Source organism: Variovorax sp. R-27 (assembly GCF_049913215.1).
In the GTDB taxonomy this organism is placed as follows: Bacteria; Pseudomonadota; Gammaproteobacteria; order Burkholderiales; family Burkholderiaceae_C; genus Variovorax.
Genome location: NZ_CP183984.1, coordinates 1,189,680 through 1,203,397 on the forward strand (window position 1 = coordinate 1,189,680; position 13,718 = coordinate 1,203,397).

The 13,718-nt window shown below is 68.0% G+C and carries 12 protein-coding genes; 1 reads left to right on the forward strand and 11 read right to left on the reverse strand.

What is annotated here, in order from left to right:
* Positions 1-348: 348 nt before the first annotated feature.
* The 5 genes from ampD to ACN9MV_RS05325 are packed head-to-tail and all read right to left on the reverse strand — an operon-like array spanning position 349 to position 5,264.
* Positions 349-948, reverse strand: coding sequence for a 1,6-anhydro-N-acetylmuramyl-L-alanine amidase AmpD (ampD, locus tag ACN9MV_RS05305; protein WP_426391518.1), 600 nt, complete (start codon positions 946-948; stop codon positions 349-351).
* Complete coding sequence (locus tag ACN9MV_RS05310; protein WP_093056201.1) at positions 935-2,491, reverse strand: sigma-54-dependent transcriptional regulator; 1,557 nt, start codon at positions 2,489-2,491, stop codon at positions 935-937. The genes ampD and ACN9MV_RS05310 overlap by 14 nt, the downstream gene beginning before the upstream one ends.
* A gap of 4 nt (positions 2,492-2,495) precedes the next feature.
* Positions 2,496-4,193, reverse strand: a complete 1,698-nt coding sequence (locus ACN9MV_RS05315) for a two-component system sensor histidine kinase NtrB (RefSeq protein ID WP_093078639.1) — start codon at positions 4,191-4,193, stop codon at positions 2,496-2,498.
* Positions 4,190-4,450, reverse strand: a complete 261-nt coding sequence (locus tag ACN9MV_RS05320) for a PP0621 family protein (RefSeq protein WP_093056197.1) — start codon at positions 4,448-4,450, stop codon at positions 4,190-4,192. Before ACN9MV_RS05320 ends, ACN9MV_RS05315 begins: the two co-directional genes overlap by 4 nt.
* A gap of 1 nt (position 4,451) precedes the next feature.
* Positions 4,452-5,264 (reverse strand): cytochrome C assembly family protein, encoded by an 813-nt coding sequence (locus tag ACN9MV_RS05325; protein ID WP_354338871.1) that lies wholly within the window; start codon positions 5,262-5,264, stop codon positions 4,452-4,454.
* 214 nt (positions 5,265-5,478) lie between these two features.
* Between ACN9MV_RS05325 and ffh the strand changes: the two genes are divergently transcribed.
* Complete coding sequence (ffh, locus tag ACN9MV_RS05330; protein ID WP_093056193.1) at positions 5,479-6,867, forward strand: signal recognition particle protein; 1,389 nt, start codon at positions 5,479-5,481, stop codon at positions 6,865-6,867.
* Between the two features lie 66 nt (positions 6,868-6,933).
* On the opposite strand, the gene ACN9MV_RS05335 is transcribed toward ffh, so the two are convergent.
* The 6 genes from ACN9MV_RS05335 to ACN9MV_RS05360 form a co-directional block, all read right to left on the reverse strand.
* Positions 6,934-8,073 carry an AAA family ATPase gene (locus tag ACN9MV_RS05335; protein WP_426391519.1) on the reverse strand — a complete coding sequence of 380 codons (1,140 nt, stop codon included), beginning with the start codon at positions 8,071-8,073 and terminating at the stop codon, positions 6,934-6,936.
* Positions 8,070-8,969 carry an RNA ligase family protein gene (locus tag ACN9MV_RS05340; RefSeq protein WP_426391520.1) on the reverse strand — a complete coding sequence of 300 codons (900 nt, stop codon included), beginning with the start codon at positions 8,967-8,969 and terminating at the stop codon, positions 8,070-8,072. The genes ACN9MV_RS05335 and ACN9MV_RS05340 overlap by 4 nt, the downstream gene beginning before the upstream one ends.
* A 277-nt stretch (positions 8,970-9,246) precedes the next feature.
* Positions 9,247-11,256 (reverse strand): glucans biosynthesis glucosyltransferase MdoH, encoded by a 2,010-nt coding sequence (gene mdoH, locus ACN9MV_RS05345; RefSeq protein WP_093172999.1) that lies wholly within the window; start codon positions 11,254-11,256, stop codon positions 9,247-9,249.
* A gap of 5 nt (positions 11,257-11,261) precedes the next feature.
* Entirely contained in the window at positions 11,262-11,465 is a 204-nt protein-coding gene (locus ACN9MV_RS05350) for a hypothetical protein (protein WP_093056182.1), read from the reverse strand.
* A 193-nt stretch (positions 11,466-11,658) separates the two neighbouring features.
* A complete protein-coding gene (locus ACN9MV_RS05355; protein ID WP_093056180.1) occupies positions 11,659-13,047 on the reverse strand; it encodes a sigma 54-interacting transcriptional regulator in 1,389 nt (462 codons plus the stop codon).
* Positions 13,044-13,712: a hypothetical protein gene (locus ACN9MV_RS05360; RefSeq protein WP_093056178.1), complete on the reverse strand. Its 669-nt coding sequence runs from the start codon at positions 13,710-13,712 to the stop codon at positions 13,044-13,046. The genes ACN9MV_RS05355 and ACN9MV_RS05360 overlap by 4 nt, the downstream gene beginning before the upstream one ends.
* Positions 13,713-13,718: the final 6 nt, after the last annotated feature.

Below are 13,718 nucleotides of genomic sequence, written 5' to 3' on the forward strand. Positions count from 1 at the left end.
GCTTCCTCTCGGTTGGCAATTCTTGTTGGATGGCGGCGCCTGGGCCGGGCGCTGCGCCGGTGTGGATGACCGGACAGGGGACACTATATCTAGGGTGCGGGGGGTGTACAACCCACTAGATGTAGCGTTTTCCTATGGATACAAGGATTGCCGGTATTACTTCCGCCATAGGACACGGCCAGCGATGCCGCTTGAATACTGGCCTATGGTCTCTCAACCCGCATGGGGCTTGGCTTGCAAGCCGATTTGGGCCTGCAGGCCGCATGGTTGCTGAATCGCGCGGTTGCTATTTTCGCATTGCTGCGCTGCAAGAGCGACGCATCACGAGGTGCCGCACGATTGAAAAAATTAGCGCTGCACCACCTGCGGCGGAAACATCTGTGGATTCCAGCCGAGCTGTTCGCGCAGCAGGCGCCAGTCGAAGCCCGAGCCCGGATCCTGTTTGCGGCCCGGCGCGATGTGCTCGTGGCCGGCGATGTGCGCGATCGCGTAGTGCTGCGCGATCGCGGCGCACAGGCTCGCGAGCGTCTCGTATTGCGGCTCTTCGAAGGGCTGGCCTTCGAGGCCTTCGAGCTCGATGCCGACGGAGTCGTCGTTGCAGTTGCCGCGACCGCGCCACGACGACACGCCGGCATGCCAGGCACGATCGTCGCAACTCACGAACTGCCAGAGTTCGCCGTTGCGGCGCACGAAGAAATGCGAGGACACCTCGAGGTCGCGGATCGACTGGAAGTAGGGGTGCGCGTCCCAGTCGAGCTGGTTGGTGAACAGCTGCTGCACCGCGTCGCCGCCATATTCGCCGGGCGGCAGGCTGATTGAATGCAGCACGATGAGGTCGGTCTGCACGCCCGCGGGGCGGGGTCCGAAGTTCGGCGAGCGCAGCGCCTTCGCGAAGCGGTACCAGCCGGCTTGCCAGAGCCCGCTGTCGTTGGCTTCAGTCGTCGACATGGCTGCTCGCGCCATCGTCGCCGTTGGGCGTGGTGATGCCCAGCCGCGCGATGCGGTAGCGGATCTGGCGCAGGCTCATGCCGAGCCGCGCGGCGGCCGCGGTGCGGTTGAAGCCGCTCTCGTGCAGCGCACGCACGAGGATCTCGCGCTCCTGCTGATCGAGATAGGCCTGCAGGTCGGAGGGCAGCGGCGGCGGCGCGACCTTGGGGGGCGCCACCGGCACGCTCGGAAGCGGAGCCAGCGCGACAGGCGCGTCGGTGACGGGCGACAGCGGTGCTGGCGCGGACGCCGCGGCTTCGGCCGCAGCGGTGAAGCCGCCCATCAGGTCGAGATGAAGTTCGTCGCCGTCGTTCAGCGCCACTGCGCGGTGCAACAGGTTTTCGAGCTCGCGCACGTTGCCGTTCAGCGGATGCTGCGCGAGGCGGCGCAGCAGTTCGTTCGACAGATGCGGCACGGGCAGGCCGCCGTCCTGTGCGATGCGCGAGAGCAGCGCGGCGCACAGCGCGGGCAGGTCCTCACGGCGGTCGCGCAGCGCGGGCACCGCGATCTCGATCACGTTGAGGCGGTAGAAAAGATCCTGACGGAAGCGGCCGGCCTGCACTTCGGCGTGCAGGTCTTTATGCGTGGCGCTGACGATGCGCACGTCGACAGCTTCTTCCTGCGTCGAGCCGATCGAGCGCACGCTGCGCTCCTGGATCGCGCGCAGCAGCTTCGACTGCATGGCCAGCGGCAGGTCGCCGATCTCGTCGAGAAACAGCGTGCCGCCGCGCGCGGCCTGGAAGTAGCCGTCACGGTCTTGCGAGGAGCCGGTGTACGAGCCCTTGCGCGCGCCGAAGAATTCGGCCTCGAGCAGGTTCTCGGGAATCGCGCCGCAGTTCACCGCGACGAATGGGCCTTCGCTGCGCTGGCTGCAGGCATGCACGGCGCGCGCAACCAGTTCCTTGCCGGTGCCCGATTCACCGCGCACCAGCACCGGCGCCATGCCGCGCGCCACCTTGGCGATGCGCGACTTGACGAGGCGCATGGGCTCCGATTCGCCCACGAGACGGTCGAGCGCGGCAATGCCGGTGCCGGAGGTGACCACCGTTGCGTCGGCGCTGTTGTTGCTCGCGGGTACCGCCTGCACGGGCTTGGCCACCGGCTGCGGCGCCAGCCGCGCCTGCACGGCGGAAGCCACGACGGCGCGGAACTGCTTCAGGTCGACCGGCTTCGTGAGGTAGTCGAAGGCGCCGGCCTTCAGCGCTTCCACCGCGTTCTCGGCCGAACCGTATGCCGTCATCACCACGCAGCGCTCGCTGCGCTGGGCCTTCTGGATGCGGTGGATGATCTCCATGCCCTGTCCGTCGGGCAGTCGCATGTCGGTGATCACGGCGTCGAAGCGGCCGGCCTCCAGGTGCTGCCAGGCTTCTGACACGCTGCCCGCGGCCTCGACGCGATAGCCCTCGCGCAGCAGCGTCAATTCATAGAGCGTGCGCAGGTCGGGTTCGTCGTCGATGACCAGGATCTGCGCCGGTCGCTGGGTGGAAGGGGGGGGAGTGCTCACGGCGCTATTGTGTCAGCCGGTTTTCGCTGGGGGCGAAGCTGACGAAGAATTCGTTGCCCTCGGGCCCGCCCGGCACCAGCGCGCGCCGCTCGTAGCCGATGGTGGCGCCATGCCGCCGGCACAGCTCGCGGCACAGGAACAGGCCGAGCCCGCTGGAGCGGCTTTCGGAAGAGAAGAAGGGCTCGAACAGGTGCCGCTGCACCGCCGGCTCCAGCGGCGCGCCGTCGCTCCATACCATCAGGCTGGGGCGGTTGGTGCCGCTGCGCTGCAGCGCGGTCAGCACCTGGATCGAGTCTTCGCGCTTGCCGGCGTAGCGCGAGGCGTTGTCCAGCAGGTTCACGATCAGGCGGCGCAGGTGCTCGGCGTCGAAGCGCACCTCGCTGCTGGGCGCATCGAGCGACACCAGCACGCCCTTGCGCTGGGTCTGGCGCACCCATTCCTCGGCCAGCACCTGCACCGCGGGGTCGAGCACGACCTGCTCGCCGAGCGACAGCACGCGTTGCTGGCGGGCACGCGAGACGTCGAGCACGTCGTCCACGATGCGCGCGAGCCGCTGCGCGTTGTGCTGCACCATGCTTGTGAGCTTGCGGTGCGCGGGGTCGGTCAGGTCTTCGTTGAGCAGCGCGCTGGCCTGGGTGATGGCGGCCAGCGGGTTGCGGATTTCATGCGCCACGGCCGCCGACATGCGGCCCATTGCGGCCAGCTTCTCGGTGCGGATGCGGGCTTCGAGCTCGCGCAGGTCCTGCAGGAACATCACGCACAGGCTGTCGATGCGCTTCTCGCTGGTGGGCGTGAGCCGCGTGCGCACGCGCACCTCGCGCGCCGCGCCGCGCACCTGCGCCACCGGGATTTCTTCCGTCTGCGGCGCCCGCCGCGCGAAGGTCTGGCGCGCCAGCGCGGCCAGCGCATGCCAGGCAGGCTGGGCATGCAGCGGGAACGGCAGCGTCAGCTTTGCGAGGCCCTGGCCGAGGATTGCGTCGGCGGCCGGGTTGGCCGCATGTACCAGGCCTTCGGCGTCGATCACCAGCACGCCTTCGCTCAGCGTCTCGATCACCAGGTCGTTGACCTGCGCCTGCATCTGCGCACTGCTGCGGCTGCGCTGCGCCACGGCTTCCTCGCGCGCCAGCCGGCGGGCCATTTCGTGCGCGAGCAGCGCCACCACGAAGAGACCCGTGCCGGTGAGCGCCGCCTGCACGAAGCGCGGCGAAGAATCGCCCGGCTGCTGCAGCCAGTGCCAGCCCGCGTCGGCCAGCAGCAGCAGCGTGACCGTGGCGGTGGTGCCCAGGCTCACGATCATGGTGCCCAGCACCGCGCTCATGAGCACCGGCAGCGCGAACAGCGGCGTGTAGTTGACGTTGCCGCCCTGCAGCACCTGCAAGGCGGTGAAGGCGGCCAGATCGATGCCGATGGTCAGCAGCCAGAGCGCGGCAAAACCGCGGATCGGCGGCTGCACGCGCGTGTAGCGCATGCCCAGCCAGGTCGCGGCGAGGTAGAGCGCCGAGATGGTGATGGCCACCGGCTGCATCGTCTGCCCGATGACAAAGGCCACGCCCTGCAGCAGCATCAGCACCAGTGCGATGAAGCAGCGCGCGGCCATGAAGCCACGCCAGAGCCGGATCAGCGCCGAGCTTTCGCCCGTGCCCTGGTCGAGCACGTCCCAGTCGGTGACCGGCTCGCCGCGCGACCAGAGGGGGGCGCTCATTGGGGCGTTGCGGCTTCGCGGTGCGCGGTGCTGCAATAGACCGCGCCGCCGGGGCCGGCGATGGCATCGGTCGCCGGCAGGTGCAGGCCGCAATGGGCGCAGCGCACCATGGCCTGCGGCGGGCCGGCTGGTGCGGCGGGGCGCTGCTGCGCCTTGGCCGCGCGCTCGCGCATGGCATCGCGCATTTCTTCGCGGCGGTTCTTGCGCCAGAGCCAGATCGCGACCCAGAGCACCGCGAGGACGAGGAGGTATTTCATTTCAGACGGGAGGACGCGCAAGCACCACTTCGAGCACGAAGCGTGAACCCACGTAGGCCAGCAGCAACAGGGCCGAGCCGGCGTACAGCACGCGGCGCGCAGTGCGGCCGCGCCAGCCGAAGCGGGCCCGGCCGATCAAAAGGATCGCGAAGGTGATCCAGGCGAGCATGGAGAAGATGGTCTTGTGGTCCCACTTCCAGACGCGGCCGGCGGCACCGTACAGCTGCTCGCTGAACAGCAGGCCGGCCAGCAGCGTGGCCGACAGCAGCACGAAGCCGGCGGTGACGAATCGGAAGGTGAGCCGTTCGAGCGTGAGCAGCGGCACGCCGCCCTGCGGCTCGGCGGTGGCCAGGCGGATCTGCTTTTCGGCACGGGTGATCAGCCAGGCGTGCACGACAGCGGCGCCGAACAGGCCGTACGAGGCGATGCCCAGCGCCAGATGCAGCGGCAGCCACGGCGAAGCCGTGACGTGCAGCGGCGTGCCGGGAAACAGGATGGCCAGCAGCACCGCGGCCGCGCCCAGCCAGGCGAGCGCGCGCCGCACCTTCAATTGGGGATACATGCGGCTTTCGACCGCGTAGACGGTGAGCACCAGCCACGCGGTGACCGACAGGGCGGGTGCGAAACCGAAGCGCGGCTCGCTGCCGATGAGGCCGTGGGCCAGCACGGCGGCATGCAGAATCCACGCAATTCCGAGGGCCCACTGGGTCGATTGACGGCTCAGTTTGGCACCGGCACCGGCAACGAAACCGTAGGCAACCGCAGTGGCGATGCCCAGCGCCACGCCGAGCGGGGAGGGGATCGCTAAAATCATCGGCCGGAGTGTACCGGCTGAATTAAGACCTCCCCCAGGCTTCGCGCACTTCGTGTCGCTTCGCCAACCCCCTCACCGGGGGCAACACCAGCGGCCCGGCGAAGCCGGTTCCGCGGTGTTCCACCAGGGCGGGGCGGCGATACTGGCTTCAGATTTTTCGTTTCCTGCGATTTTCCATTTGTCCCGCCCCAGCGGGCAGCAAGGCTTCCTCTTCATGGCCACCGCCCTCACAGAAAAGTTCTCCCGCCTCGTCAAGACGATGAGCGGCCAGGCCCGCATCACCGAAAGCAACGTGCAGGACATGCTGCGCGAAGTGCGCATGGCGCTGCTGGAGGCCGACGTGGCGCTGCCCGTGGTGCGCGACTTCGTCGCCCGCGTGAAAGAGAAGTCGCTCGGCCAGGAAGTGCTGGGCTCGCTCAAGCCGGGCCAGGCGCTGGTCGGCATCGTCAATCGGGAACTCGCCGCAACCATGGGCGAGGGCGTGTCCGACATCAACCTCGCGGCCCAGCCGCCGGCGGTGATCCTGATGGCCGGCCTGCAAGGTGCCGGCAAGACCACCACCACCGCCAAGCTCGCCAAGCACCTGATCGAGAAGCGCAAGAAGAAGGTGCTCACGGTGTCGGGCGACGTGTATCGCCCGGCCGCCATCGAGCAGCTCAAGACCGTTACCAAGCAGGCCGGCGCCGAGTGGTTCCCGAGCACGCCCGACCAGAAGCCGCTCGACATCGCACGCGCCGCGCTCGACCACGCCAAGCGCCATTACTTCGACGTGCTGCTGGTCGACACGGCCGGCCGCCTTGCCATCGACGAAGTGCTGATGACCGAAATCAAGCAGCTGCATGCGGCGCTCGACCCGGTCGAAACCCTGTTCGTGGTCGATGCCATGCAGGGCCAGGACGCGATCAACACCGCCAAGGCCTTCAAGGAGGCGCTGCCTCTCACCGGCATCATCCTGACCAAGACTGACGGCGATTCGCGCGGCGGTGCGGCGCTGTCGGTGCGCCAGGTCACGGGCGTGCCGATCAAGTTCGCGGGCACCAGCGAGAAGATCGACGGCCTGGAGGTGTTCGACGCCGAGCGCCATGCGGGCCGCATCCTGGGCATGGGCGACATCGTCGCGCTGGTCGAGCAGGTCACGGCCGGCGTCGACGTGGCGGCAGCCCAGAAGCTCGCCGCCAAGGTCAAGAGCGGCGCGGGCTTCGACCTCAACGACTTCCTCGGCCAGCTGCAGCAGATGAAGCAGATGGGCGGTCTCTCCAGCCTGATGGACAAGCTGCCCGCGCAGATGGCCGCCAAGGCAACCGAAGCCGACATGACCCGCGCCGAGCGCGACATCCGCCGCAAGGAAGGCATCATCAACAGCATGACGCCGCTGGAGCGCCGCAAGCCCGAACTGCTGAAGGCCACGCGCAAGCGCCGCATCGCGGCCGGTGCCGGCGTGCAGGTTCAGGAAGTGAACCGCCTGCTCAACGAGTTCGAGCAGATGCAGGGGATGATGAAGAAGATGAAGGGCGCCGGCCTCATGAAGATGATGAAGAAGATGGGCGGCATGAAGGGCATGGGCGGAATGGGTGGGCCCGGCGGTCCCAAGCTGCCGTTCTAGGCGAACGCTTCGCCCCTCCATATATATAAGAAGGCCCGTCGGTCCGCACTGGCGGGCCTTCTGTCTTCAGGTCTGCACTTCGTAGACCGTTTCGTGCGCCTCGGTTGGCGCAGGCAACTCCCAGCGGTGCAGCATCCGCTCGATGCCCGCGTTCGACAGCGTCGTGTCGCGCTCGCGGTTGCGGCGCATCAGCTCTGCGTGCGGCGCTTCCAGGTACACCAGTTCGATCTGCGCGTGGTAGGCCCATAGCAGGTCGAGCGTCTTGGTGCGCATCTGCTGACTCAGGTGCGTGGCGTTCCAGACGAAGCGCTCCTGCTTGCGCAGCAACGCCTTCGCCTGATCGACCGCGTGATGTGCCGCGAGCCCGTCGTTCTCGCCGTGCTTCAGGCCCAGTTCGGCGCGCGCATCGTCGAAGGACACAACCGGCCAGCCCTTGCGGTGCTGTGCCGCCCAGTGGTTCTTGCCGCTGGCCGGCAGGCCGCACATCACCGTTACCCGTGAGCCCGGCGTCTGGAACAGCGGGTAGTCGGGGCTGGTGTCGGCTCCGCGGAAGTAGGCCAGGCGCGTGTGGGCGTCGACCATCTGGCGAGGGCCTTCCCAGCAGCCTTCTTCCTGCGCCAGCTCTTCGAAGAGCGCGATGTCGGCCATGCTGTCCGCGCGCTTCTCGTAGTGGCGGCCGAGCATGTCGCAGCGCGCCACGCAACACAGGTCGGGCAGGCTCAGCTCCCAGGAGAGCTTGTGCACCAGCCACTCCGGCCGCACGCCCTTGCGCGAGGCGAAGGCGTGGAACGGCACCTGGTGCACGGCGATGATCCGGCATACGGCCTCGCGCAGCGCGAAAGGCACGCGGGCCTTCCACATCAGCACCCGCACGTCGACCGCGCCGCGGCGCGAGTGGCCGGGCTGGCCGATGCGGCCGCTGGCTTCGTCGATCACCGTGGTGTCGGGCTTGGCGATGTCGTGCAGCAGGCAGGCCATGAACAGCACGAAGCGGCCGTCGGCATCGGCGCGCTGGTAGTGCGCGTCCTGCATCAGCGCGTCGAGCACCATGCGCGTGTGGATGCCGACGTTGCCTTCGGCGTGGTAGTACGGGTCTTGCGGCGTCTCTTCGAGGCGCAGCAAGGCCGGCAGCAGGTCGCAGCATTGCGCCCAGTCGGTGCCTTTGTCGGGCGCGGGCACCAGGGCGCGCAGATCGTCGTATGTCATCGCGGCCTCCCTTGGGTTGCGAGTTCGGCGGGGTCGCGCAAGGTGCGCAGCCCCAGGTCTTGCCAGGTGACCGGCGGCGTCGGTGCGTAGAGATCTACGCCGGGCGCGAGCCGGTTGGGCAGCACCGGCCGGCGGCTGTGGTGCGAGCCCGAGTCGAGGATGGTCTGGACGAAGTCCGGGCGCACCCACTTGTAGCGGCCCGTCACCTGCCCATCCGATTCGGTCTTGAGGTACAGGCCCTCGGCCAGATCGGACAGGTCGGTCTGCTGGCGCACGAGATCGAGCGGCTGGCCTTCGTTCGCCACCGCGTCCTCGAAGGCCGTCTTCCAGTCCGTGCTGCGCGCCAGCGAAGGCCGCACGAGCGCTCGCAGTGCTTTGGCATGGCGCGGCATCTCGCCTTCGTAGAGCACGGGCACCGGCAGCACGGGGCTGCCCGCGAGCAACGCATGCCGCGCCGGTGTCGAGAGAAAGCGCTGCGCCTGCCGGTCGTAGATGTCGAACTCCAGGAAGAAGGCCGGCAGCCGGTCGTACCAGCAGCTGTGCTTGGCAAAGCACCATTCGCCGTACATCACGTAGCGGTCTTCGAGGCGCTCCAGCAGCGCTGCTTCATGGGCGGCGGCCCAGTGCTTGAACAGGTTGAACTGCCGCTCGCCGGCGCCACCTGCGAGGTAGTGGCCGCGCGATTGCAGCAGCAGTTCGCCCGCCGAAGTGAACGACACGGCCGCATTGGCGCCATCGAGTTTTTCCTCGATGACCACGTGCTGGCCATGCAGCGCCGACAGCGGCGTCTGGCCGTCGTCGCTGTCGCCGGCCTGCAGGCGCGAGCCTTCCAGATGCGCAGTACGCGGGTACTTGAGCAGCGGAATCGATGAAAGAGAAGAAGAGAGAGGGAACACGTTGTTCTCCAGATGGAAATCAGGAAGAACCGACAACGTGCGGGAGCGAAGCTGGAAAAGAGTGCGGTCAGCGGAAAGCGCAGCCAGGCGCCCGACTTGACCAGCAATGAAGTGGCGTTGTCGGCGTCAGAGAGTGATGACGGCGAATCGGGGCACTTGGCGCTCCAGGGGATCGAGGGATCCGTGGGTTGAAAAAAGGAAGGCGCGATTCTAGCCACGCAGCATGAAAAAAGCCGACCCTGAGGCCGGCTTTTCGAGGTGCTGTGTCTTCAGCGCATCAGACGGTTGCCAGTGCGGGGCGCGCCAGGCGCACTGCATGCATCCATGCGCGGCGCAGCACGGCCGGCGAGCGCGATTCCTCGGGAATCAGCAGGTAGCCGCGGTCACGCAGCGTGGTGCCCAGCGCGATCTGGCTGGTCAGCACGGTCAGCGGGATCGCCAGCAGCAGCGGCAGGCCAACGGGCATGAGCCAGATCAGTGCGCTCGGGTCGATCATCGCGACGCCGACGGCCAGCATGGCGATCACCAGCGTCATGGGGGCCAGCTGCGAGGCAGCGACCTTCCACGGCACGGCAGCGGCTTCACGCGGGGGCGACTTCCAGTCGAGCTTGATGCCGGTGAGGGCGACCAGCACGAACAGCGAATGGGCCAGCATGCGGACCGGGGCTTGCACGATGGCAAGGCCGCTTTCCATCACCGAGCTCTTCACCAGGCCCCACGCACCGCCGTACTGGCGTTGCTCACCGCGCATCAGCACGGCAGCGATGCCCAGCACGCGCGGCAGGAACAGCAGGCACAGGGTCCAGACCCACAGGCCGGCCAGTTCGGCGGGCAGCACGCTCCAGCTCGACACGAGGCTCGAGCCGCTCAGCCAAAGGGCGGTGCCCAGCGTCAGGAACGCGAGCCACAGCGGAGCCGAGACATAAGCCATGGTGCCGGTCACGAACATCGCGCGGTGCACCGGGTGGATGCCGGGCTCGGCCATCAGGCGGGCGTTCTGCAGGTTGCCCTGGCACCAGCGGCGGTCACGCTGCAGTTCGGCCAGCAGGTCCGGCGGTTGCTGTTCGTAGCTGCCGACCAGGTCGGACACCAGCCACACGTTGTAGCCGGCACGGCGCATCAGCGCAGCTTCGACGAAGTCATGCGACATGATGCCGCCCGACATGCCGCCAGTGCCCTTGATCGGGGCCAGCGCGCAATGCTTCATGAAGGGTTCGACGCGGATGATGGCGTTGTGGCCCCAGTAGTGCGATTCGCCCAGTTGCCAGAACTGCATGCCCAGCGTGAACAGGCGGCCCGTCACGCGGGAAGCGAATTGCTGTGCGCGGGCGTGCAGCGTGACGTGGCCGATGGCCTGCGTCGCGGTCTGGATGATGCCGGCGGTGGGGTTGGCTTCCATCAGCTTGACCATCGAGGTCAGGCAGTCGCCGCTCATCACCGAGTCGGCGTCGAGCACGACCATGTAGCGGTAGTCCTTGCCCCAGCGGCGGCAGAAGTCGGCCACATTGCCGGCCTTGCGGTGCGTGCGGCGGGTGCGCAGGCGGTAGTACACCTCGACCTGCGGCTGGTTCGGGCTCTCGGCCAGGGCGGCGCGCAGGTCTTCCCAGGCGGCGCGCTCGGCGGCGGCGGTCTCGGGGTTGTAGCTGTCGGACAGCACGAACACGTCGAACTGCTTGGCGTGGCCGGTGGCCGCGACCGATTCGCAGGTGGCGCGCAGGCCGGCGAACACCGTGGCCACGTCCTCGTTGCAGATCGGCATGATGATCGCGGTGCGTGCCTCGGGATTCATCGGGTGGTTGACCACCTGTTTCGCCGAGAGGGCGTGCTTGTCACCGCGCACGGAAACGTAGAAGCCCATGAGCGCGGTCACGAAGCCGGTCACGACCCAGCCCGAAAGCAGGCCGTAGAGACCGATCTGGCCGTATTCGAGCCAGAGGTTGTCGTAGTCGGGTTGCACGCTGGCGAACAGCGACGACGCGATCACGGTGCTCAGCAGCGTGAGCATCATGAAAGCGAAGCGGCGCTGTGCGGCGGCGCGCTGCCAGGGTTGCTTGGCCTGCCGGGCGTCGTGGACGCCGGCTTCGGCGTCACGGCCCGCGCCGAGCTTGACCAGCGCGGCGGTGCCGAGGCTGTTCCAGAAACCGCGCCAGGGGCGGGGTGCCATGGAACCGCGGTTGACGGGGGGGGCGGTGACCGAGTTGGGATGGCGTTCTTCGCGAACCGGGCTGCGGTGCGAAAAATCGGTATCGGCCAGCACATTCAGTTGGGAGAAGTCGTTCGGCTTCATGTGGTTTACCAACGTTGCTTGTCGAGGGAAGGGGTGTCGCCAATGGCAGGAAAGCGCTTGATCACGCAATCCGGCTCAGCGCCGCCAGCGCTTGCGAGCGCGGCCAGCGAATGACCCGCGGCACGGGGCCGCGAGGGGGAAAACTGCTTTTGACGCAGGCCGTCGCGCTGCTGACGCAGTGCGAAAGATGGGCTGGTGAGTGCTGTCATGCCTGTACAGGGGCAAACCCTGTGCCAGGCTGGAAAAACGCTTTCAGATCAATGACTTGGAGCGATCTGACGGTGTTTTTCGCGGGGAGAGGCTGCTGGAAGGCCCCAAAACCCCTGTTTTTGTCGCCGAATCCCGACAAACCTTCTGGGCTGGTGGGGATAGGCCATATAAATCAACGACTTAGGTGCGTCGCTACTCGGCGACAGGGTCCCCGCCCGGAGCGACAGCGTCGGCCTTGAAGTGGCCCGGCGTGAGTTCGTGCTTCTGCAAAAGCCGGTAGAACTCCGTGCGGTTGCGGTCGGCCAGGCGGGCCGCGTCGGCCACGTTGCCGTCCGTCAGTTTCAGCAGGCCGACGAGGTAATCGCGCTCGAAACGCTGCTTGGCTTCGGCGTAGGTCTGGACTTCGACCGTCGGCACACGCAGCGCCCGCTGCACCAGCGCCAGCGGAATCAGCGGCGAGCTCGACAGCGCACAGACCTGCTCGACCACGTTGAACAGCTGGCGCACATTGCCCGGCCAGGCGGCCGTGGTCAGCGCCTTCAGCGCCTCGGGTGCAAAGCCGGACAGCCGCTTGCCGTACTTGGTCGACAGGCGCTGCAGGAAGTGATTGGCCAGCAGCGGGATGTCTTCGCGCCGTGCCGACAGCGGCGGCAGCGTGAGCGTCACCACGTTCAGGCGGTAATACAGGTCTTCGCGGAACTGGCCGGCTTCCATCGCGGCGTCGAGGTCGCGGTGGGTGGCCGAGACGATGCGCACGTCGACCTCGATCGACTGGCTCGCGCCCAGCGGCCGCACCGCGCGCTCCTGCAGCACGCGCAGCAGTTTGACCTGCAGGGCAGGCGGCATGTCCCCGATTTCGTCGAGCAGCAGCGTGCCGCCGTCGGCCTGCTGGAACAGGCCCTTGTGATTCGCGTGGGCGTCGGTGAAGGCGCCCTTCATGTGGCCGAACAGTTCCGATTCGAGCAGCGCTTCCGGAATGGCGCCGCAGTTCACGGCCACGAAGGGCTTGTCGGCGCGCGCGCTGGCCTTGTGGATGGCGCGCGCCAGCAGCTCCTTGCCGGCGCCGGAGTCGCCGCGCAGCAGCACGGAAGCATCTGACTTGGCGACCATGCGCGCTTCGGCCAGCAACTCGGCCATGCGGTTGCTGCGGCTCACGATCTCGGCGCGCCAGCTGTCGTCGCCGGCCTTGCTCGGCGTGGTGGCGGGGGCGCCGAGCGCCAGCGCCTGCGCGATCTTGTCGAGCAACTCGCGGCCGTCGTAGGGCTTGGTGAGGTAGGTGAACACGCCCCGCGCCGTAGCCTCGACCGCGTCGGGAATGGTGCCGTGCGCGGTGAGCAGAATCACCGGCAGCGAAGGGTGGCGCTTGCGGATCTCGTCGAACAGCTGGAGGCCGTCGCGCCCGGGCAGGCGCACGTCGCTCAGCACGAGTTGCGGATGCTCGATTTCCAGCTGCGTGAGCGCCGTCTCTGCAGAGGTGACGGCCGTGACCTGGTAGCCCGCCGAGCTCAGCCGCATCGAGAGCAGCCGCAGCATGTCCGGGTCGTCGTCGACCACGAGAAGACGGGCGCCAGAGGTGCTCATTGGTTCGGTTTGCTTCCGGTAGGCGGCGCCGCAGGGGTGGCTGCGGCCGGGGTGGTGTTGGGCCGCGCAAAGCTGCGCTCGATGGCGCGCAGGGCTTCGATGCGGTCGTTCAGCTGGTCTATGCGGCGCTGGCTGTCGCGTAGCTGCTGCACCTGCCTGTCACGGTCGTCTTCCACGCGGCGCTGCTCTACATAGCGCGCGGCCAGGGCGCGTGCCAGCGGATGCAGGGCCTGCGCCTCGGGCGCGGGGTTGGCGATCACGCGTTGCAGCAGGCCCAGCGCGCGCGCCAGGTCGGCTGGCACGCGGGTTTGCGAGAGCAGCAGCGCCAGTTGCATCTGCGCCGTGGGCGCATCGCCGGGGTCGCCGATGCGCGCGATTTCCGTGTTCAGGTCGGCGCCGTTCAGCGGGCGCACCCTGTCGGCATACGACAGCATGGCCGCCTGCGGCCCCTGCGTCATCAATGTGAAGAGCGACGAGGCCGGCTGCGTGGCCGGGGCCTTGGGCTCGGCCTCGACCGGCATCACGCGCGGCACGACCGGGGGCGGCGGCAGCGCGTCGGCCTCCGCGGGCGGCTTGGGCTGCGTGGCGCAGGCGGCCAGCAGCAGGACGAAAGGCACGGTCATCGCCCCGGCGAAGGAGGAACGGCGGACGAACGAAAAAGACATGGGTCG

Excerpts from the sequence above, each read along its gene's own strand:
- ampD (WP_426391518.1), bottom strand. The coding sequence starts at position 948 with ATGTCGACGACTGAAGCCAACGACAGCGGGCTCTGGCAAGCCGGCTGG.
- ACN9MV_RS05350 (WP_093056182.1), bottom strand. The coding sequence starts at position 11,465 with ATGACAGCACTCACCAGCCCATCTTTCGCACTGCGTCAGCAGCGCGAC.
- ACN9MV_RS05355 (WP_093056180.1), bottom strand. The coding sequence starts at position 13,047 with ATGAGCACCTCTGGCGCCCGTCTTCTCGTGGTCGACGACGACCCGGAC.
- ffh (WP_093056193.1), top strand. The coding sequence starts at position 5,479 with ATGGCCACCGCCCTCACAGAAAAGTTCTCCCGCCTCGTCAAGACGATG.
- mdoH (WP_093172999.1), bottom strand. The coding sequence starts at position 11,256 with ATGAAGCCGAACGACTTCTCCCAACTGAATGTGCTGGCCGATACCGAT.
- ACN9MV_RS05360 (WP_093056178.1), bottom strand. The coding sequence starts at position 13,712 with ATGTCTTTTTCGTTCGTCCGCCGTTCCTCCTTCGCCGGGGCGATGACC.
- ACN9MV_RS05320 (WP_093056197.1), bottom strand. The coding sequence starts at position 4,450 with ATGAAATACCTCCTCGTCCTCGCGGTGCTCTGGGTCGCGATCTGGCTC.
- ACN9MV_RS05335 (WP_426391519.1), bottom strand. The coding sequence starts at position 8,073 with ATGACATACGACGATCTGCGCGCCCTGGTGCCCGCGCCCGACAAAGGC.
- ACN9MV_RS05315 (WP_093078639.1), bottom strand. The coding sequence starts at position 4,193 with ATGAGCGCCCCCCTCTGGTCGCGCGGCGAGCCGGTCACCGACTGGGAC.
- ACN9MV_RS05325 (WP_354338871.1), bottom strand. The coding sequence starts at position 5,264 with ATGATTTTAGCGATCCCCTCCCCGCTCGGCGTGGCGCTGGGCATCGCC.